Raw genomic sequence first — 20333 nt, forward strand, 5'->3', positions numbered from 1 at the left:
AAAATCAAGAAAAAGAATAGAAACATTATTTTCTCAACTCTGTGATCAGTTTATGATAAGACGTAATTACGCCAAATCTTTTCAAGGGTTTAAGACGAGAATACTATCTAAAATAGCTGCCTTAACAACAATTCAATACATCAATAAATTTGTCTTTGATAGAAATATTAACAATATTAAAATTAGCATTATTTAAAATGCACAACGGGTTTAATTAGTCTTCTTCCAAAAACCTTTATGATTGTGTTTTGCTACTTCTTCTATGACTTGTAGTAGTATTTCTTCGTTAATTTCTTCTACTGATGAATAACGAAGTGATTTTACAACTGCTCTTCCTTCTGAAACTAAAAAAACATCAAAACCTTCTAAAATACCTTTTGCCCAAAACCCAACATCAACAAAACCTTTTTTATGGGATGCATTCATATAGCACAGTTGTTTCCCATTGATATAATATACTGGTATTTTCCACTTATATTTTAATTCTAAATCCTCAAAATTACTTTCTATCAATACTTGTAAGTGTAGTAAAATAGACTTGAATGGTTCTGGTTGTTTAAGTATGTATTCTTCGGCTGGTTTCATGCTTTCAAAAATACATTAATTTTTTATTTGGTTGTTTCTCAAAATTAGCTTTACTTTGTTTTTCAAAGTTCTTTAAAAATGAGTTCAGAAGATTATTTAAAAGACATATCAGAAATTAAAAACCTAATGAGTAAATCCTCTCGATTTATATCATTAAGCGGCTTGTCTGGTATTTTAGCAGGAATATATGCCTTAATTGGAGCTGCTTATGCATATTGGTTGGTTAACAACAACTCAAACGGTTATTTGATGTTAGATGGAAAAATTTTCCAAATGGTCATCTTTGATTTATTGTTAGTTGGCTTTTTAAGTATTGCTACAGCTATCTTTTTAACCACAAGAAAAGCTAAAAAGAATGGAGAAAAAATTTGGGATGCCACCACAAGAAGATTACTATTAAATTTCCTTATTCCTCTGGTTTCTGGAGCAATCTATATCATTATCATTCTAGGGCATCAAAAATATGGACAAACAGGTGCATTAATGTTACTTTTTTATGGCTTAGCGCTGATTAATGCTTCAAAATATACTGTAGGCGACATTAAGTATTTAGGCTATACTGAAGTTGTTTTAGGACTTATTGCTGCAATGTTACCTGGTTATGGTTTTTGGTTTTGGGTTATAGGGTTTGGAATCATGCATATTGTTTACGGTACACTTATGTATTTTAAACACGATAGAAAATAAGAACTATTTTCGTACTTTAAAATTTATCTTTTTTGAAAAACATTATTTTAAATATAAATAAAGCTTTTGATCATAGAATTAGACTGGGAATTATGTCTGTTCTTATGGTAAATGAATATGCTGAATTTACTACCCTAAAAGAATTATTAGGTGCTACTGATGGTAATTTGGCAAGCCACACTAAAGCTTTAGAAAAAGTTGAATTTATTAGGATAGAAAAACAATTTATTGGCAGAAAACCCAATACTAGATATTATGCTACTGAGCTTGGTAAACAGGAATTTAAAAAACATATTGAAGCCTTAGAAAGGCTGATTAAAAAAAAATAACACTAATTTTTTTACAATTAAACTTTGAAATTCAAAGTTCTTTTAAAACAATAAACTATGGAAACACTAAACAAACAAAATGGAAGATTCGGAAAATGGGTAAAAACATCAATCACTGCTAGAATGCTCATGATTGGTTTTTTAATTCTCATCTTATTGATTCCTTTATCCTTTATTAAGAGCTTAATTGTTGAGCGAATGAACAGACAACAAGAAGTAGTTCAAGAAATCAATCAAAAATGGGGAAAAGAGGTATTGTTATACGGTCCTATTTTAAAAGTTCCATACAAAACTTATAAAGAAAAATTTGTTAGAAATCAAAAAACAAAGGAAACACGAACTGAGGTTGAGGAAAAAATTAGATATGCTTACTTTTTTCCGAAGGAATTAAATATCAAATCCTCTATAAATCCTGAAGAGAAAAAACGTGGTATTTATAAAACGGCTGTGTATAATAGTAAAATAAACATTGATGGAAACTTTACGAAACCTGATTTTAGTGAAAAAGATATTAATGAAGAAGATATACTTTGGAATAAATCTCGATTAATTATAAAAACTTCTAATCTAAAAGGAGTTAATAATTTAGTTGAAATAAAACTGCATAAAAACACTTACGTTTTTACCTCTAAATATGAGGATAATAATAACGAAAAAGCATATTACAACTACTTAAACCTTCATAAATTAGAAAGTAAGTTTTTAAATGAAGAAGACCTTCCTAAAAAATCAGATACAAACTTTAGCCTATCGCTAAGCATTAATGGAAGTAAACAAATTCGTTTTATTCCTATTGGAAAAGAGACATCCGTTCATATAAACTCTGACTGGAAAACTGCTAATTTTATTGGAGAATATCTTCCTTTTAATTCTGATAAAATCTCTGATAATGGTTTTGATGCTAAGTGGAAAATATTAGATATTAACAGACCTTTTTCTCAACAATCTTTTAATGGAATTCCAAACTTAAAGGAATATGCTTTTGGTGTAAACTTTATGATTCCTGTAGACGAATATCAAAAAAGTGAACGATCGGCTAAATATGGATTCTTAGTGATTGGACTTACGTTCTTAATCTTCTTTTTAATTCAAACAATGAGTAAAATATCCATTCACCCATTTCAATATTTAATGATTGGTGTTGCCTTAACTATGTTCTATACATTACTAATATCAATTTCTGAACATAGTAGTTTTTTAAAGGCATATTTAATTGCTTCTATAGCCGTCGTATTGTTAATTGCATTGTATTCAAAATCAATTTTAAAAGGCATTAAGTTTCCGTTATTTATCGGAGCATCTCTTACCACATTATATGCCTTTATTTTTGTAATTATTCAACTAGAAAATTATGCTTTATTAGTGGGTAGTATAGGATTATTTATAATTCTAGCCTCAGTGATGTATGCTTCAAGAAAAATAGACTGGCAAAACGGTTAATTAACTATAATTAATGAGCAAACTATCATACTATATGGTAGTTTGCTTTTAAAAACACAAACATGAAATTTCAATCGAAATACTTTCTAGTTTTTATCTTTCTTTTAATACTAGAAATTCTAATAGCTCAAACTTCAGGATTTATAAGGTACACTTTTGGTGGCTTTTTAGTAGTTATCCTTCTTTTTTATTTCGTGAAGTCATTCTTTAACCTATCAAATAAAACTATCGGCCTTTCAGTCTTACTTTTTGCTTATATAGTAGAGTTTTTACAATTAACTCCTCTTTTAGCGCTTCTTGGTTTGGAGAATAATCGTATGGCTGTTATAATATTTGGCGCCACTTTTAGTATTGGTGACTTAGTAGCTTATACATTGGGAATTATTATCGTTCTACTTATAGAAAGTAGCTTTAAATTAAGATATTCTACGTATTTTTCTAAGAATATCTTCTAACCCATTTAATTGTAATTCATACACTAGTGACATCATAGTCCCTAGTTTTCCTTGAGGAAATCCTTTATTTTTATACCATACAATATAATATTCAGGAATATCTATTAAATAGGTTCCTTTATATTTACCAAAGGGCATTTTCATATTAGCTGTGTCAATTAAAAACTGTTTGTCTGGTATCATTTTAAATAAAAAATCCCGCCGAAGCGGGAGTTAAATTGTATTATTCTTTTCCGTCTACGTAATCCTGCAAATATGCATAACGTTCGGTTAATTTACCAGTATTTGTTGTCATTTTTGCACGCGCTAAAATTCCGTCTTTATCATCGTTGTAAAAAGCAGGAATTACATGCTCTAAAAACATATCTCCAAAACCTTCACTTGCATCTTTTGGTAACTCACAAGGCAGGTTATCAACCGCCATAACAGTAATCGCTTTTTTATCTTTATAATCAATTTCTGATTCCGTTCCTGGGTTGTAACCATAAATAGGATCTGCTATTGTAGAAGCTCTTAATGTTGATGCCACAGGTCCATCAATATCACATGAAATATCTGCTACATACTTTATTCTAAACTCAGGATGTTTAGCATCTTCACGTGTATATAAATAGGGAGCGCCGTCACCATAAAAATGCCCCGCTATAAAGAAATCAGTTTGTTTAGCATACGCCATAAAATTACTTTCGTACCCAGTTGGATCTTTATAAAACTCAAACTTATCTCCTACTTTACCGTCTTTACGTTTTGCATATTCCATAACATCTGCTATACAATATACAGGCTCAGTAAACTCAGTTGTTAAATATAAAGCATCACTTACTTGTTTAATTTTTAGATGATCTAATATTTCTTGTGCTCCTTTGGCTACTTTTCCTGTTCCTGTTAACAATATTTTTATGTTAGGTAAGCTAATTTTATCTAATTCGGCTTTTACAGCATCCAAATCAGGTAACGTTTCAACTTTGGGCAAGTTAAACAACCCTTGTCTTATTCCTAATGCTCTAAACCCGTTATAAGCACCTACTAAACCAGCATAACGACCAAAACCTATTAAACGCGCTCCGTTTTCTTCAATAATGGTTTCATGGTCAAACATTTCTATATTTCTATCAAGCATTGCTTTTAACAACTTACGATTGTATGGCTGCTTTTTAATGGTATGACTAAAGAAAAAGTATTTTTTATTTGGAATTAAATTATCTACAGGAACTTCTTTTACTCCTAATAACACATCACAGTCAGAAACATCATTTGCTACTTCAAAACCTGCTTTTATGTAAATCTCATCAGAAAAAACTCGGATATCAGAACTTTCTACCACTATTTCAGCCTGAGGAAACTGCTCTTTAAACTCTTGTAATTTTTCTGGAGAAAACACAACTCTTCTATCTGGTGGATTTTTACGTTCTTTAATAATTCCGAATTTCATAATTAACCTTTGTATTAAAATTAAACAATTTTACATATAATGTTATAGTTTATAACAATTACAGCGAAAATACTTGTTTTAAAATGATTGTACAAGTAGTATTTTTTTATATTTGCATTCTCTTGTTTAAGTAGTATGCATTTACAGTACTGCCGAACAAAATTGCATAGAATTACAAAGATTATCTGGTATATTTTTTGCAGGGATACTTATAGCATCTTTGACATATTGGGGACGACTGGTTTTGACAGCAAGATTAGTGAAAATGTAAGCATACCGAGGAGTGAAATGATAACTCGTTAAACTTATTTCAACCATTTAAACGGCGAAGATAACTACGCTTTAGCTGCATAATCTGAATTAATAGTAAGATTAGCCTCGGCGCACAAGGTGCGCAAGCTTTATGTCCACGAAAAGCCTTGGTTTACGGCGTTTCATTTTTGGGCATCGTAAAAGTAAACATAGAAAACTTAGCGCTTCAATAGGTTTTCGAAACTAAAGAAGATAAGTTAAGATTGGGCGGTTTTTGGTCAGGTCTTAATCGAAAATTAAACAAAAACTAAGTATGTAGAAAGCCTTTGAGCTACTTGTTTGGACCCGAGTTCGATTCTCGGCGTCTCCACTTTTAACCCTTACAAACCCAGTATTTGTAAGGGTTTGTTTTTTTTAGGTGTCAAAACAAATCTAAATTAAACTTTACTTAATCCCTTATCAATCTCTTTCAAAATCGATATATAACTTGATTCGGGTGAGTAATCTTTTGTAGAATACTCATTAATATTGTAAGCTTCCCCAAAAACCAAACTGTTTAAAATTAACATACGTATCCTTATATTTTTTTAACGTTTACTTCCTTATACAAAATAAATTATTGAGTATTTTTACGAGCTGATTCTTTAATTGATTAAAGAACTTAATGTTTTTTTAAAAGAAGATATTCTAAACTAAAAAACAAAATCAACTTAATTTTTTATTATTCAAATTATATTATGAAAAAAACAAGTCTTTTTTTAATTGCTTTTTTAACCTTGCTACCTGCTTCATTGTTCGCTAATGAAGGAATGTGGTTTTTAATGCATATTAAACGTTTAAACGAACGTGATATGCAAAAAATGGGACTTCAGCTAACCGCAGAAGAAATTTACAGTATCAACAACCAAAGCCTTAAAGATGCTATCGTTCAATTTAACGGTGGTTGTACAGCTAGTATTATTTCTGATAATGGATTAGTACTTACAAATCACCATTGTGGTTATAATGCTATTGCAGAATTATCTTCAGAAGAGCAAAATCATCTTAAAAACGGGTACTGGGCTAAAACATTAAAAGACGAGCTTAAACCAGAAAGTCTTTTTGTAAGATTCTTTGTGAGAATGGATGACGTTTCTAAACGTATTTTAGCTAAAGTAAACGATTCTATGACAGAAAAAGAACGTGAAGCTGCTATTAACAAAGAAATTGCAAAAATAGAACAAGAAAATAGTGAAGGTGGAAAATACACTGTTTCTGTACGTTCTTTTTTCCAAGGAAATGAATATTACTATTTTGTATACGAAGATTATAAAGATGTACGATTAGTAGGTACACCTTCTGATAAAGTTGGTAAATACGGTGGAGACACTGATAACTGGGAATGGCCACGTCATACAGGAGATTTTTCTTTATTTAGAGTATATGCGGATGCAGAAGGAAACCCTGCTGAATATTCTGAAAATAACGTACCATTAAAAGCAAAGTACCATTTACCTGTTAATATTAAAGGTGTAAAAGAAAATGATTTTGCTATGATTTTAGGGTACCCTGGTAGAACAAATCGTTGGATGCCTGCAGAAGGAATTGAGCAAAACGTAAATTACGCATATCCTGCTTGGGTAGAAGGATCTAAATTGAGTATGGATGTAATGAAAAAACACATGGATAAAGATGCTTCAATAAACTTGATGTATGCATCTAAATATGCTGGTATAGCCAATTACTGGAAAAATAGACAAGGTATGATTGATGCTTTAACAGCTCATAAAACTGCTGAGGCTAAACGTAACGTTGAAAAAAAATTTGACAAATGGGCTAACAAAAAGTCTAACAAAGCAACTTACGGAAATGTTGTTACTAACATCAATAATTACTACAACTTAACCAACAACAAAGCAAAGCATGATAACTACTTAATGTTATTATTACGTTCTAGTAAATTTGCAGTTTTACCATATCGAATAGGTAAAGGGTTTGAGTCTTATATTGATGCTAATGAAGCTGCTCGTAAGAATTTAATGCCTAGATTGAATGCTTTTATAGAAAGTAACTACGCAAATTATCATTTACCTTTAGAAAAAGAAATTTTAGCAGAACAACTAAAGTTATATTCAGCTAAAGCAAATTACGAATTACCAGAGATTGTAACTAAAATTGCTAAGGATGGTAATTTAAACGACTACGTAAATTCTATTTTTGAATTAAGTATTTTTACATCTAAAGAGCGTGCTATGGCTTTCTTAAAGTACCCAAACAAAGAGTTATTAGCTAACGATCCACTATATATCTTATCATCTCAATTACTAGGCAAATACAGAGAGCAACCTGAAAACTTAGTACAACCATTAAACGATTACCAAAAATCATTTAGATTATTAGTAGATGGACTACGTAAGTCTGGTCTAAGTAATATTAAATATCCAGATGCTAACTCCACTTTACGTTTAACCTACGGAAAAGTAAGAGCTTTACCAAAAGACCCTAGAAACGATGCTAGTATTAATAATTACACAACGTTAAAAGGAATGGTTAAAAAACACAAACCAAACGATAGCGAGTTCGATTTATCTAAAGACATGTTAGATATCTATAAGAAAAAAGATTATGGTAAATACGCTAACAGTAAAGGTGAATTACCTGTAAACTTCTTATCTGATAACGATATTACAGGAGGAAATTCTGGTTCACCTGTATTAAACGGAAAAGGTGAATTAATTGGTTTAGCTTTTGATGGTAATATTGAAGCAATGGCTGGTGATGTTATTTTTGACAAAAACTTACAACGAACTATTAATGTAGACATTCGATATGTACTTTGGTTAATTGACAAGTACGCTGGTGCTAAACGTATTGTAGATGAATTAACTATTATAGAGTAGTTAAATTAGTATTCTAAACAAAAAAACGCAATCAAATTGGTTGCGTTTTTTATTTTAGGATGACACACCGAAACAAATTAAAAATATGGACAAATATAAAATCTATGTAATTCACGGATATACAGCGTCTCCTTATTCTAACTGGTTTCAGGATTTTAAAAAGAATTAAAAAAATGACTCTGTTGAAGTTTCTATTTTAAGCATGCCCAACTCTAAAAACCCCAAACTAAATGAATGGGTTGATTTTATGGAGAGTCATGTAACAGAAATAGATGAAAAAACAATTTTTGTTGGTCACAGTTTAGGATGTATAGCTATTTTAAACTTCTTAAATAAGTTAAACATACCTAAAATTAAAGGCTTATTTCTAATTTCAGGATTCATTGAATCTACACCCATACCTGAATTAATTGAATTTGTAAAACCCCAATTAAATTATAGTCACTTAAAAGAAATAACGAGTATTAGAACTGCAATATCTGCAGTTGATGATGATATTATTCCTTTTGAATATTCTAAAACTATGGCAGAAAAATTAGAGGCTAAATTTACCCTTCTTAAAGAAGGAAAACATTTTATAGATAGAGATGGATTTACTAAACTTCCTTTTTTGATAGAAGAAATAAAAAGACACATAAACTTGCATAGTTAAATGTATATAAGATGAATTTTCCTCTATTTAATTTCACAAAAAAGCGTAACCAAATTGGTTGCGCTTTTGTATTTTATATAGCTATACTACTATTCTTCTTTAAATAACTGCTCTTTATAAGCCGCTTTTTGAACTTGTGCTCTTCTAGTTACAGAAGGCTTCGTGTATTGCTTTCTTTCTCTTAATTCTTGTAAAACTTTTACATTTCTAAACTTACGCTTGTAACGTTTTAAGGCTCTATCGATATTTTCACCTTCTTTTACAACTATTCTTAACATACTATAAGGTTTTATTATTAGACATACTTTAAGTCATATAAATTACAGCGCAATACTACACATAGTATGAACTATGATTTACATGATATTTATTTTAGATTAAAAATTCTATTGAAAACGCTTGATAAAGCAACTGAAGACTATAGAATCTGGTGATAACAGAAAAATAGTATAAAGACTTGTAGATTTTCTCCTAAAAAGGATAGAACATTAATATTCTGCAAAGGTATGTTTTATTTATCGGCTCTACAAGAATTTGAGACATTAAAAAAGGCGTTACTATTGTAGTAACGCCTTTTAATTAAATAGTTTCTCCTAGTTCTTTTAACTTAGAGGTATTTTCTGCGAGCATTAACTCGTCTATAATTTTTTGAATATCTCCGTTTACAATATTTGATAAATCATATAAGGTTAATCCTATTCTGTGATCTGTTACACGCCCTTGCGGATAGTTATATGTTCTAATTTTTGCTGAACGGTCTCCTGAGGTTACCATCGAACCACGTTTTGCAGCATCAGCTTCTTGCTTCTTCGCTAACTCCATATCATACAAACGAGAACGTAATACTTTAAATGCTTTTTCTTTGTTTTTATGCTGCGATTTTTGATCTTGACATTGCGCTACCAATCCTGTAGGGATATGCGTTAAACGCACCGCTGAATAGGTAGTGTTTACCGATTGACCTCCTGGTCCTGATGAACAGAAAAAATCGATACGTACATCTTTTGGATTGATTTCTACATCAAACTCTTCTGCTTCTGGAAATACCATACAGGTTGCTGCCGATGTATGTACACGCCCTTGTGTTTCTGTTTGTGGTACACGTTGTACACGATGTACTCCAGCTTCAAACTTTAACGTCCCATACACATCTTCACCAGAAACTTCAAACTGAATCTCTTTAAATCCACCATTGGTTCCTTCAGAAAAATCTACTGTAGATACTTTCCATCCCTTGCTTTCGCAATACTTAGTATACATTCTAAATAAATCACCTGCAAAAATACTTGCCTCATCCCCCCCAGTTCCTGCACGCAATTCAACTACTGCATTTTTAGCATCTTCTGGATCTTTTGGAATTAATAAAAATTTAATCTCATCTTCTAATTCTGGAATACGAGTTTTTGCTTCGTCCATTTCCATTTTTGCCATTTCTACCATTTCTGCATCTGATCCGTCGGCAATAATTTCTTTAGCTTCTTCTATAGTATTTAATAAAGTTTCGTACTCGTCTGCTTTTTTTACAACCTTTCCTAAGTCTTTATATTCTTTATTTAATTGTACATAACGTTTTTGATCAGAAATAACATCTGGTTGGATGATTAAGTCTGAAACCTCATCGTAACGTTGCTTAACTATCTGTAATTTATCTAGCATAGTATCTTTTCTTGGGGTGCGAATTTACGATTTTTTATCGAATTTTATTTATATCTTTAGTTCATTAAGTCTTTTGTTATGCGAATTTTAATCTTATCTTTTACTTGTACACTGCTTTTTTCTTGCCTACAAGAAAAGAAAATTAAAAAACCAACTTGGTTATTTGGTAAATGGGAACGTGTTCATAGCGAAACTGATAAAAGAACTTACGAGTTTTGGGAAAATGATTTTTCTGGAATTGGTTTTTCCTTACAAAAGAATGATACTGTATTTAAAGAGGTCTTACACATCATTACTAAAAATGATTCTTTGTTTTTACAAGTTACAGGCGTGAATGAGACCCCGACATTATTTGCTTTTACACAACAAACCGATACTTCTTTTACTGCGGAAAACAAACTAAACGAATTCCCTAAAACGATACAATACTGGAAAGGAAACAATCTGCTGAAAGCTAAAGTTAGTAACGATGAGTTTTCGATTGATTTTGTGTTTGAAAAAATGAAATAAAAAATCCTCAGATTTCTCTGAGGATTTTACTTTTTATCTCACTGTATTAATATTCAAAAGTTCCGTATTCACTTTTGATTGTTAATTGCTTTTTATCAGAAGTTTCAACTCTACCAACAACCTGTGCATTTACATTGAACGATTTTGAAATTTTAATAATCTCTTCTGCTATTTCTGGAGACACATATAATTCCATTCTGTGACCACAATTGAAAACTTGATACATTTCTTTCCAATCTGTTTTTGATTGCTCTTGTATCATTTTAAATAATGGTGGAATTGGGAACATATTATCTTTTACAATATGTAAATTATCCACAAAATGTAAAATTTTTGTTTGTGCTCCACCTGAACAGTGAATCATTCCGTGCACTTCTTCCGAAGAAAATTTCGATAAAATTTCCTTGATAATTGGCGCATAGGTTCTTGTTGGTGACAACACTAACTTACCAGCATCAATTGGTGAATCTGCTACCGTATCTGTTAATTTTGTATTTCCTGAATACACTAAATCTGACGGTACTGAAGCATCAAAACTTTCTGGATATTTTTCTGCTAAGTATTTATGGAACACATCGTGACGCGCAGAAGTTAATCCATTACTTCCCATACCTCCGTTGTATTCTTTTTCATACGTTGCTTGTCCGAATGATTCTAAACCAACAATTACATCTCCTGCTTTAATATTTGCATTATCAATTACATCGGTACGCTTCATACGAGCGGTTACCGTAGAATCTACAATAATAGTACGTACTAAATCACCTACATCAGCAGTTTCACCTCCTGTTGAATGAATGGTTACTCCAAACTCTTTCAACTCAGCAATTAATTCTTCTGTACCATTAATAATCGCCGATAAAACTTCTCCTGGAATATTACTTTTATTACGTCCGATAGTTGATGACAACATGATATTATCAGTAGCGCCTACACATAATAAATCATCTATATTCATGATTAAAGCATCTTGGGCAATTCCTTTCCATACAGAAATATCTCCTGTTTCTTTCCAGTACATATATGCTAAAGAACTTTTTGTTCCTGCTCCATCTGCATGCATAATTAAACAATAATCATCATCATTTGTTAAATAATCTGGAACAATTTTACAGAAAGCTTTTGGAAATAATCCTTTATCAATGTTCTTGATAGCGTTGTGTACATCTTCTTTAGATGCCGATACTCCGCGTTGTGCGTAGCGTTTAGATACTTCGTTACTCATGTGTTGTGTTGTTGTTGCCTGCAAATTTAGGTTTTATTACGCTTTTATCAAGAAAAAAGCGAACGTTTTTTACACGCTCGCTCTTTAATTATAGTTCGTTTCTCTTTATTCCCAATCTGGCATTGTGGCGTTTATAAATAACGCTGTTCTTGTGGTAGTACCTTCATTAAAAGGCACTTTATAAATTGTTTTTTCAGAAATCTCATCATTTGATGTATTTACAAAAATTATTTCGGCTTCATTTGGTGACAAACGCGGGTCTAAATCATTTGTTCCATCAGCTTTTCCTTCTGATAAATCAGTAACTTCTGTCGTTGCAAACTCATATAAAAACATATGACTGTTTAGTTGCCTATAATTACTTGATTCATATCCAGAAATATCTCTTGTGTATAACAGCGAGCTTCCGTCTATTGTAAAATTAATTCCTCCTACAGCTCCTTGCATTCCTGTTAAAACAGTGTCAATTATATTTCCTGCCATATCAATCGTATAGATTTGTGTATTATACCCACTTGTGTTATTGGTTTTCAGTGCTATTTTAGACTCATCATTACTCCAATCACATTCAGTAATGTAACTACCATCAACTGTTTGGTATATTTGCTGTAAACCGCTTCCATCTTTATTTATCAAGTATAATTTATCGTAATGCGGATATATAATTCGATCTCCGTTTGAAGACCACGAGAAATCAACTTCGTTTAAATCAAATGCAACTACAGGAACATTGGATGTAACTTTTTTAACATCTGAACCATCTGTTTTCATTGTATAAATATGAGTTTCGTTATTGTCTGTTCGTAAGAAGGCAACCAAATTTGCTGCTGAGTTTTTTCTTGGTCTCCAAGAGTTTGTTGTTGGTAATGTTAACAATAATTCATTTACAGAAGCTTCATTGATAAAATCTCCAGAATATATTACATTATTACCATCTTCTTGTCGTGTATAAAAATACCTGTTATTGGGTGTTGATGTAATTTTAAATGTACTTACTGCACTTAATACTTCAGCATTAATGCCATCTGATGCTCCTATTTGCCAAAAATATTTTACTCCAAATTTTAAATCGGAAACTGTATATAAAGTGTCTTTTACATTTTCAAAAGATATAACATCATTATTAAAGTCGTTTTTAATTTCTATCCTGTATGTTACTTCATCTTCATCAGGGTCAGTAGATTTAAAACTTAGTTCTACCATATTATTTAAATCTTCTACGCCATTAGTTGGAGCTCTAAGTTCTGGTGTTGTTGGCGGATCGTTTAATGCTGTTTCTATATCTAACTCAAAAACTATATTAATTTCTGTGCCAGCATCTAAACCTACAGGCTGAAAACCTGTTAAATAGCCTTCTTTAGTAGCGCTTACCGAATATTCTTGTGCAGGTATATCTTCCATTAAAAAGTAACCTTCTTCATCAGTAAAAGCTGTATTATTGGTTGGCGATAGTGCTATTTTTGCGTTTGCTATAGGTTCAAAACTTCTCTTTTTTACCACACGTCCTTTAATTGTACCAAATTCCACAAAACCTACAGTATCTTCACTACAGTTAAATAAGGTTACACAAATTAAAAGTATTGTTATTTTTATTATATTTTTCATTGCTTTGCTTCTTAAAAATAAACGTTTAAACCTACTCCTACCCTCCAAATAAAGTCATTCCTTTTCCCCCTAACCAACTTATCTAGATTATCCGAACCTAAAAGGTAATTTTCTCCATAAAAAGCTACCCCTATTTTATTGGTTATTAAATATTCTAATCCTATTCCGTATTGAAATTTAAACATAGGATTATCAAGATTCTCCTCTAAAACTGAACCTACACCAACATACACGTAAGGTGTTAACTTATCATAAGGAAGTAAGTTATATTCTAAGAATACACTAGATGTTAAAAAAGTATTTTTAAAAGATTGTTCGTTTTCTAACTCAAATCTTCCTATGCTTCCTCCAAAACTAAATTGAGGGTTCTTAAAAAAATATCTGTATTTTAGGTCAAAACCAAATCTTGCTACGGGTTTTGAATAATCTCCTGAAATTATTGAAGCGCCTCCCATTACACTCATTGAATTTTTTGCTCTTCTTGTTTCTTGCTTCCTGTTAAAGAGTAATGTATTGTCCGCTTCATTTTTTTCTTTTAAATACTCTTCTTTAAAGAGGTTAACAACCTTATCTCCTCCTTGAGGAGCCCATAAACCATCTACAACACCTTCTATAATCAACTGTTCGACTGCTTTATCTATAGCTTCTTTTACAGCTAATTGCATAGGTTCATTTTTGGTTACCCCTGTTTCTACTTCTAACAATCTTCTTAAAGAAACATACCTATATAAATTTGCTGAAATACCTTGAGAGAGTATTGTTTTTGACACATAAATATTTTTTAAGATTTGTCCGTTTGATGTAGATACAGCTCTTAAATACACTGTTATTCTGTCCTCTCTATATTGATTAGATGCTCCCGCTCCAAAATATCGGACTCCTGAACCTCCTGTAATAATATTAGAATCATAAGAAACCACACCTCCTTCTAAAATAATCCCAGCAAAAAGTAATGGCGGCATTTTTGTGGAGTTAACTCCCTGATATTCTTGCCTTGTCGACCTTATTATTTGTCGTTCATTTAATAAGTTAGCGATATTCTCTCTTTCTATTGGAGTAAACCATTTTGACTCTTCTAATGATTTTAATAGAATTGATGTACCTCCTTGCGTTACCGCGGTACTAAATGTAGAACCGTTTTCAGTCGGTTTATATTGTCCTGTTTGATCTCTAAATTTATAAACTCCTACGATTACTTTTTCGACAGGTAGAATATTTTTAATTAAATCGTTTTGTAAAGAGGTGTTTTCTCCTATTCTAGCATTCGTTGTTTGGAATGGCTGATTTAGGTATGCTCCACAACTAGAAAACAAAATAAAACTTAAAGAGAATAGTAATTTGAATAGTAATTTTCTCATAAAATTTAAGTTATGGTTAGTCGTTTTGTTGTTAATTGTTTGGTATTATAATTTGTGTTTGTTCACCTGTTTGAGTATTTAAAATATTTACAGATAAACCTCCGCTTGTAGGTGTTACTTCAACTACTAAAGATCCAAACACATAAGTTCCAACAGTTAATCCTTGATCTCCAAATTGTTCTTGAAATAAATCTTGAGATAATGAGTTTAACAGTTGCCTGTTTAAACTATTGGTAAAATTTTCTAAGTCTGAAGGTTGCTGAAAAGGATCTTGTGCTTCTTCTTGAAAATCGTTTTGTGCATTTGCTGATGCCAAAATTTGCTGATATCCGAATGGATTATTTCCTCCAAAAAATGGATTAATTGGTTTATAAACTAGTTCTTGTGAAAAAGTAAATGAACTTATTAAAAATAAAACAATTGTTATAAGTTTGGTTGCTATTTTCATAACTTACTTTATTTAAATTTTATAACTTAATAATGTATTTCTCTGTTTTGAGTAACTGCTTAATCTTACTAAAGATGCTTTAACAGCTCGTTTAAGAAAATCTTCCCCTGGCATTGTCATGAACTCAAAAATCTTTTTATCATCAGCTTCAATAATTAAAACTGTAGTTCTTCTTAATCCTGGTTTCTCTTTTATTTTTATAATAAAAGGATATTTTAAGCCTGAGAGCAAGTACTCTTGGTAAAAAAAATCATAAAAATCTTTCCCTATTTTTGTTATTGCTTCTTCAATAACCAATCCTTTTAACACAAAATTAGACTCGTCTATTTTTTCTTTTTTTATTGCACCTACCTTTTTAGGTACTATTACTAGCGTATCTTTATCTATCAATGTCTCCCTATGCTTTACAAATAAATAAGCTCTTAACTCTTCATCAGGGTTTAAACTTAATCTTATTAATGAAAGCTCTTTTTTCTCATTAGGTTTTAACGAAAATTCTCCTGATTGTTTATTGTTAGAATAGTTTCCTTCTTTATTTTTTTTTAGCACTAATAAGTTGTAGTTAAGCTCATCTTTAAACAACACTCCTTCATTTTCAGCTTGTGCTTTTACTACTATAAAATTATCTTTTTTAAGAACAAGTATTTTGGCTTTCACATCGTTTATTTCTTGAGTATAACCCACTGATACACAAAGCAACAACAGAGTAATATATTTTAAATCGTTTCTAAAAAAAATAAAACTTAACATCTTTTAATAGTTCCTAACTATAATTGTTTTATAATTAGATTTTTGAATTATTTTTACATTTTCCATTAAAGAGTTTGTTCCATACACCTGTAATGAATTTGCATTTCCTTGCTGAAGGATATCCATTTTTGTGGGAGAAGTGTTGTAATAATCTATAAAACTATAATAGTTATTTTTACCCTTTTGCCCTACTAATTGCACATCTCTCGCTCCACTTTTTAATTCCGCTACATTATTTATTCCTATTTGATTTATTGATAAATAATTTTGATTAGCAGTTACATTACTAAAATCTTGTAAACCATTTAATGAATTAATATTTTTCTCTAGTACTATAAAAGAAACATCATCTCCTATTTGAGGCACAGATACAAAATATGTAGATGTCTTTTGCTGTGACATAATAGCCAGATTAATAGTAACCAACATTACAAACAATATTGTTTTCACCTCTTTCATTATCTTTACTTTAGTAAGTTAAGGAAAGAGTTTTTCTCTCTTCCCTTAACTTTATTAGTTAATAAATTATTATAGTCCTGTTTGTTCAACACAGGCTTTATTCATATAACCTGCTTGACCAATAAAACTAGCATTACCTGAACCTTGCGCGTCTTGAATAACAGAGGCATGGTTTTCTACACCAAACTGACCAATTAAACTTAAGTTAATACCAACATCAGCGTTTTGATCAACACAAGCTTCATTACCATAACCTGTTTGTGCTATACCAGAAATGTTTATACCTCCAGTTGATGTTTGAGTAGTAGAAGCCATATTTGCGTTTCCAAATTGAGCAATTCCATCTATATTAAAGCTACCTCTTTGTACTTGTTTAGCTTTATTATAGTTACCGAGTTGTAAAATACCTGCTACACTACCTGGCGCCCCATTAGTTCCTGTACTTTGATCTTGGTGAGCTAAATTTCTTCTACCAGATTGTGCTACAATAGCTACATTATTATCATAACGTTGTTTTTGAATAGAAGTATTCTGACGTCCTGTTTGGTAAGCATATGCTCTGTTATTTTCTGCCCAACCTACACCTACATCTTGTTGTGCATAGTTTTTATATCCTACTTGATTTACAAAACCAGTGTTATAGTCACCATGTTGCTTAATATCGGTCTCATTTTTTCTTCCTCTTTGGTATACAGTAGCTTCGTTTCCTAAACCTCCAGAAAATCCTTGGTTTTGACCATCTTGATCGATGTTAGATAAGTTACCTACTCCAGTTTGAACTACACTTGCGTCATTCATAACTCCAGTTTGATCTACGTAACTAGTGTTAATTATCGCTCCTCTTGCCCCATAAGAAGGCCCTACTTGTGGCACTGAACACCCTAAACAATTAGCTTTTGGTGTTGGTAATGGGTTTGCGAACTGTGCGAAAACTGTTCCTGAAGCTAAAAAAATAGCCGCTAATAAAAAATTTTTCATAATAGATAATTTTAAAATACGTTAATTAATTTTTAGCATACTCTATCTACGACAAGCATACAAATATTAATAATGCTTATTGTGGGAGAATGCTAAGTAAATAAGGGTAAGATAAAATTATGGGGTAAAATGTAAAGGTTAATTTGATAACCGTGATTACATCCATCAGTTTAAAATAAAACTGTAAGAAACTATATATAGATTGTCTGTTTAAACATAGCTAATATACGATTTTTTTAGCTTCAAAAACCAATCAAAATTTCTTTACTTAAAAAAAAGACAAATAAGAAAAGCCAAAAACACGCTATAAACGTAGCCTTTGGCTTTGTATTTCTTTATACTTATTAGAAAAAAAGGGGAAAAACCCCTTTTTTAAAAAATGAATTTTCTTCTTTAAAATAAGTTACTTTATCTAGTAAATAAAAGCTCTCTATATTTAGTTAATGGCCATAAATTATCATCTACCATCAACTCCAATTTATCACAGTGATAACGAATATCATCAAAATAAGGTTTTACTTTATTACAATACGCATCAACATTTTTTTGTCCTTCTAACTTATTGGCTTTTTTACGCTCTTCAATCATATCTTCTACTTTAGAGTTAATTTCAGCAATATGATTTGATATTTTTTGAATTAAATCGATTTGTTCATTTGCATACCTTTCAAAATTATTTCCAAAAATTTCTTTCAGCCCTCTCACATTCTCTATCAAGGTATTTTGGTATTGAATAGCAATAGGTATAATATGGTTTCTTGCAATATCACCTAATACTCTACTTTCAATTTGTATTTTCTTTGAATATTCTTCTAGTTCAATTTCATGACGTGCTTCTACCTCAACCTTATTCATCACTCCCATTTCTTCAAAAAGAGAAATTGCTTTTTTAGAAATTTTTGCTTTTAATGCTTCAGGAGTTGTTTTGTTATTCGATAAACCTCTTTTCTTTGCTTCTTTTTCCCATGCTTCTCCATACCCATCTCCTTCAAATCGAATACTTTTTGATGCTTTAATATATTCTCTTAATACATTAAATATAGCTTCATCTTTTTTTAGTTTTTTGGTATCAATTAATTTATCAACCTCATCTTTAAACTCATTTAACTGTCTTGCTATAATTGTATTCAAAACCGTCATAGGTCCTGCACAGTTAGACCATGAACCTACTGCACGTAACTCAAACTTATTTCCTGTAAAAGCAAAAGGTGAAGTTCTGTTTCTATCTGTATTATCTAGTAATATTTCAGGAATTTTACCTACAATATTCAATTTTAAATCTGTTTTTTCTTCTGGTGATAACTTTCCTTTTGTTACATTTTCTAACTCATCTAATACTGATGATAATTGTGAACCTATAAAAACTGATATAATTGCTGGTGGTGCTTCATTAGCTCCTAAACGGTGATCGTTACTTGCGCTTGCTATTGACGCTCTGATTAACTCTTCGTAATCATGAACCGCTTTAATAGTATTCACAAAAAAGGTTAAAAACTGTAAGTTCTTCATCGGAGTTTTACCTGGGCTTAATAAATTAACTCCTGTATTGGTAGATAAACTCCAGTTATTATGTTTTCCTGAACCATTAATTCCAGCAAATGGCTTTTCATGGAATAACACTTTGAATTTATGTCTTTGCGACACTTTTTCCATCACATCCATTAGTAAGGAATTGTGGTCTACCGCTAAGTTAGCTTCTTCAAAAATCGGTGCTAATTCAAACTGATTTGGCGCTACCTCATTATGTCGTGTTTTTACCGGCACCCCTAATAACATACATTCATGTTCCAAATCGCGCATAAAATTCAATACTCTCGTGGGTATTGAGCCAAAATAATGATCATCTAACTGCTGCCCCTTTGCTGGAGCATGCCCTAACAAGGCTCTTCCTGTCATCATAATGTCAGGACGTGCGGCTGCCAATGCTGTATCAATCAAAAAGTATTCTTGCTCCCAACCTAAAGTTGCATTTACTTTACTTACATTCTTATCAAAATATTTACAAACCGCTGTAGCTGAAGTATCAACAGCTTGTAAAGCTCTTAATAATGGAGCCTTATTATCTAATGCTTCACCTGTATACGCCACAAAAACTGTGGGAATACATAAGGTAGTACCATAAATAAATGCTGGCGATGTTGGATCCCAAGCGGTATAGCCACGTGCTTCAAAAGTATTTCGAATTCCTCCGTTAGGAAAACTAGAAGCATCTGGCTCTTGCTGTACTAATTGACCTCCGTCAAATTTCTCCATTGCTCCTCCTCCTTCAACTGTTTCAAAAAAAGCATCGTGTTTTTCTGCTGTAGACCCCGTTAAAGGTTGAAACCAGTGTGTATAATGCGTTGCTCCTTTAGACAATGCCCAATCTTTCATACTTACTGCAATCTGATCGGCAGTTTTTCTATCAATCTTAGTTCCAAACTCAATAGCATCCATTACACTTTGGTATGCTTCTTTGGTCATGTATTGACGCATTGCTTGTTCATTAAATACATTTTTACCAAACAATTCTGAACGACGTTCATTCTCTTCCACTACAACAGTTTTTCTATTTAAAACCTCTTGTAAAGCATTGAATCTTAAAGTTGACATATAATAAAGTATTAAATTAGATGTTCAAAAATACATTTTAA

At 31.3% G+C, this 20333-nt stretch carries 21 protein-coding genes and 1 other RNA gene; 9 read left to right on the forward strand and 13 right to left on the reverse strand.

Annotated elements, in window-relative coordinates; all coding sequences use genetic code 11:
- Nucleotides 1-196, forward strand: a 196-nt coding sequence (locus Q4517_RS07725) for a transposase (RefSeq protein WP_303507959.1), incomplete at its 5' end; no start/stop codon positions are given.
- Nucleotides 197-210: 14 nt separating this feature from the next.
- Here Q4517_RS07725 and Q4517_RS07730 read toward each other — a convergent pair.
- A complete protein-coding gene (locus Q4517_RS07730) occupies nucleotides 211-585 on the reverse strand; it encodes a DUF1801 domain-containing protein (RefSeq protein ID WP_303507960.1) in 375 nt (124 codons plus the stop codon).
- A gap of 78 nt (nucleotides 586-663) precedes the next feature.
- On the opposite strand from Q4517_RS07730, the gene Q4517_RS07735 reads away from it, so the two are divergent.
- From Q4517_RS07735 to Q4517_RS15455, 4 genes are all read left to right on the forward strand, one after another.
- Nucleotides 664-1272, forward strand: a complete 609-nt coding sequence (locus Q4517_RS07735) for a hypothetical protein (RefSeq protein ID WP_303507961.1) — start codon at nucleotides 664-666, stop codon at nucleotides 1270-1272.
- A 32-nt stretch (nucleotides 1273-1304) separates the two neighbouring features.
- Entirely contained in the window at nucleotides 1305-1601 is a 297-nt protein-coding gene (locus Q4517_RS07740; RefSeq protein WP_303507962.1) for a transcriptional regulator, read from the forward strand.
- Between the two features lie 57 nt (nucleotides 1602-1658).
- On the forward strand, nucleotides 1659-3041 hold the full coding sequence (creD, locus tag Q4517_RS07745; protein ID WP_303507963.1) for a cell envelope integrity protein CreD: 1383 nt from the start codon (nucleotides 1659-1661) through the stop codon (nucleotides 3039-3041).
- 62 nt (nucleotides 3042-3103) lie between these two features.
- Nucleotides 3104-3496, forward strand: a complete 393-nt coding sequence (locus Q4517_RS15455; RefSeq protein ID WP_368506465.1) for a DUF2809 domain-containing protein — start codon at nucleotides 3104-3106, stop codon at nucleotides 3494-3496.
- Here Q4517_RS15455 and Q4517_RS07750 read toward each other — a convergent pair.
- On the reverse strand, nucleotides 3458-3679 hold the full coding sequence (locus Q4517_RS07750) for a DUF3820 family protein (RefSeq protein ID WP_303507964.1): 222 nt from the start codon (nucleotides 3677-3679) through the stop codon (nucleotides 3458-3460). The genes Q4517_RS15455 and Q4517_RS07750 overlap by 39 nt on opposite strands.
- A 40-nt stretch (nucleotides 3680-3719) precedes the next feature.
- Nucleotides 3720-4928, reverse strand: coding sequence for an NAD(P)-dependent oxidoreductase (locus Q4517_RS07755; RefSeq protein WP_303507965.1), 1209 nt, complete (start codon nucleotides 4926-4928; stop codon nucleotides 3720-3722).
- 230 nt (nucleotides 4929-5158) lie between these two features.
- Here Q4517_RS07755 and ssrA point away from each other — a divergent pair.
- From ssrA to Q4517_RS07770, 3 genes are all read left to right on the forward strand, one after another.
- Nucleotides 5159-5553, forward strand: a transfer-messenger RNA (tmRNA) gene (ssrA, locus tag Q4517_RS07760).
- Nucleotides 5554-5917: 364 nt separating this feature from the next.
- Nucleotides 5918-8059 (forward strand): S46 family peptidase, encoded by a 2142-nt coding sequence (locus Q4517_RS07765; protein WP_303507966.1) that lies wholly within the window; start codon nucleotides 5918-5920, stop codon nucleotides 8057-8059.
- Nucleotides 8060-8261: 202 nt separating this feature from the next.
- Nucleotides 8262-8711 carry an alpha/beta hydrolase gene (locus tag Q4517_RS07770; protein ID WP_303507967.1) on the forward strand — a complete coding sequence of 150 codons (450 nt, stop codon included), beginning with the start codon at nucleotides 8262-8264 and terminating at the stop codon, nucleotides 8709-8711.
- Nucleotides 8712-8800: 89 nt separating this feature from the next.
- Here the strand turns inward: Q4517_RS07770 and rpsU are convergent, their stop codons facing one another.
- Nucleotides 8801-8989, reverse strand: a complete 189-nt coding sequence (gene rpsU, locus Q4517_RS07775; protein ID WP_115900369.1) for a 30S ribosomal protein S21 — start codon at nucleotides 8987-8989, stop codon at nucleotides 8801-8803.
- Between the two features lie 301 nt (nucleotides 8990-9290).
- Nucleotides 9291-10367 (reverse strand): peptide chain release factor 1, encoded by a 1077-nt coding sequence (gene prfA, locus Q4517_RS07780; protein ID WP_115900368.1) that lies wholly within the window; start codon nucleotides 10365-10367, stop codon nucleotides 9291-9293.
- A gap of 78 nt (nucleotides 10368-10445) precedes the next feature.
- Between prfA and Q4517_RS07785 the strand changes: the two genes are divergently transcribed.
- Entirely contained in the window at nucleotides 10446-10877 is a 432-nt protein-coding gene (locus Q4517_RS07785; RefSeq protein ID WP_303507968.1) for a hypothetical protein, read from the forward strand.
- Nucleotides 10878-10923: 46 nt separating this feature from the next.
- On the opposite strand, the gene Q4517_RS07790 is transcribed toward Q4517_RS07785, so the two are convergent.
- From Q4517_RS07790 to Q4517_RS07825, 8 genes are all read right to left on the reverse strand, one after another.
- Nucleotides 10924-12102, reverse strand: coding sequence for an AIR synthase related protein (locus Q4517_RS07790; RefSeq protein ID WP_303507969.1), 1179 nt, complete (start codon nucleotides 12100-12102; stop codon nucleotides 10924-10926).
- Nucleotides 12103-12207: 105 nt separating this feature from the next.
- A complete protein-coding gene (locus tag Q4517_RS07795) occupies nucleotides 12208-13707 on the reverse strand; it encodes a carboxypeptidase regulatory-like domain-containing protein (protein WP_303507970.1) in 1500 nt (499 codons plus the stop codon).
- Between the two features lie 11 nt (nucleotides 13708-13718).
- Complete coding sequence (locus tag Q4517_RS07800) at nucleotides 13719-15065, reverse strand: CsgG/HfaB family protein (RefSeq protein WP_303507971.1); 1347 nt, start codon at nucleotides 15063-15065, stop codon at nucleotides 13719-13721.
- A 31-nt stretch (nucleotides 15066-15096) separates the two neighbouring features.
- Entirely contained in the window at nucleotides 15097-15513 is a 417-nt protein-coding gene (locus tag Q4517_RS07805; RefSeq protein ID WP_115900361.1) for a curli assembly protein CsgF, read from the reverse strand.
- Nucleotides 15514-15525: 12 nt separating this feature from the next.
- Nucleotides 15526-16170: a CsgE family curli-type amyloid fiber assembly protein gene (locus tag Q4517_RS07810; protein WP_303507972.1), complete on the reverse strand. Its 645-nt coding sequence runs from the start codon at nucleotides 16168-16170 to the stop codon at nucleotides 15526-15528.
- Nucleotides 16171-16266: 96 nt separating this feature from the next.
- Nucleotides 16267-16722: a hypothetical protein gene (locus Q4517_RS07815; protein ID WP_303507973.1), complete on the reverse strand. Its 456-nt coding sequence runs from the start codon at nucleotides 16720-16722 to the stop codon at nucleotides 16267-16269.
- A gap of 69 nt (nucleotides 16723-16791) precedes the next feature.
- Nucleotides 16792-17700 (reverse strand): hypothetical protein, encoded by a 909-nt coding sequence (locus Q4517_RS07820; RefSeq protein WP_115900358.1) that lies wholly within the window; start codon nucleotides 17698-17700, stop codon nucleotides 16792-16794.
- A gap of 408 nt (nucleotides 17701-18108) precedes the next feature.
- Nucleotides 18109-20292 (reverse strand): glutamine synthetase III, encoded by a 2184-nt coding sequence (locus Q4517_RS07825; RefSeq protein ID WP_303507974.1) that lies wholly within the window; start codon nucleotides 20290-20292, stop codon nucleotides 18109-18111.
- Nucleotides 20293-20333 lie beyond the last annotated feature (41 nt).

The organism is Tenacibaculum sp. 1_MG-2023, assembly GCF_030547425.1.
GTDB lineage: Bacteria > Bacteroidota > Bacteroidia > Flavobacteriales > Flavobacteriaceae > Polaribacter.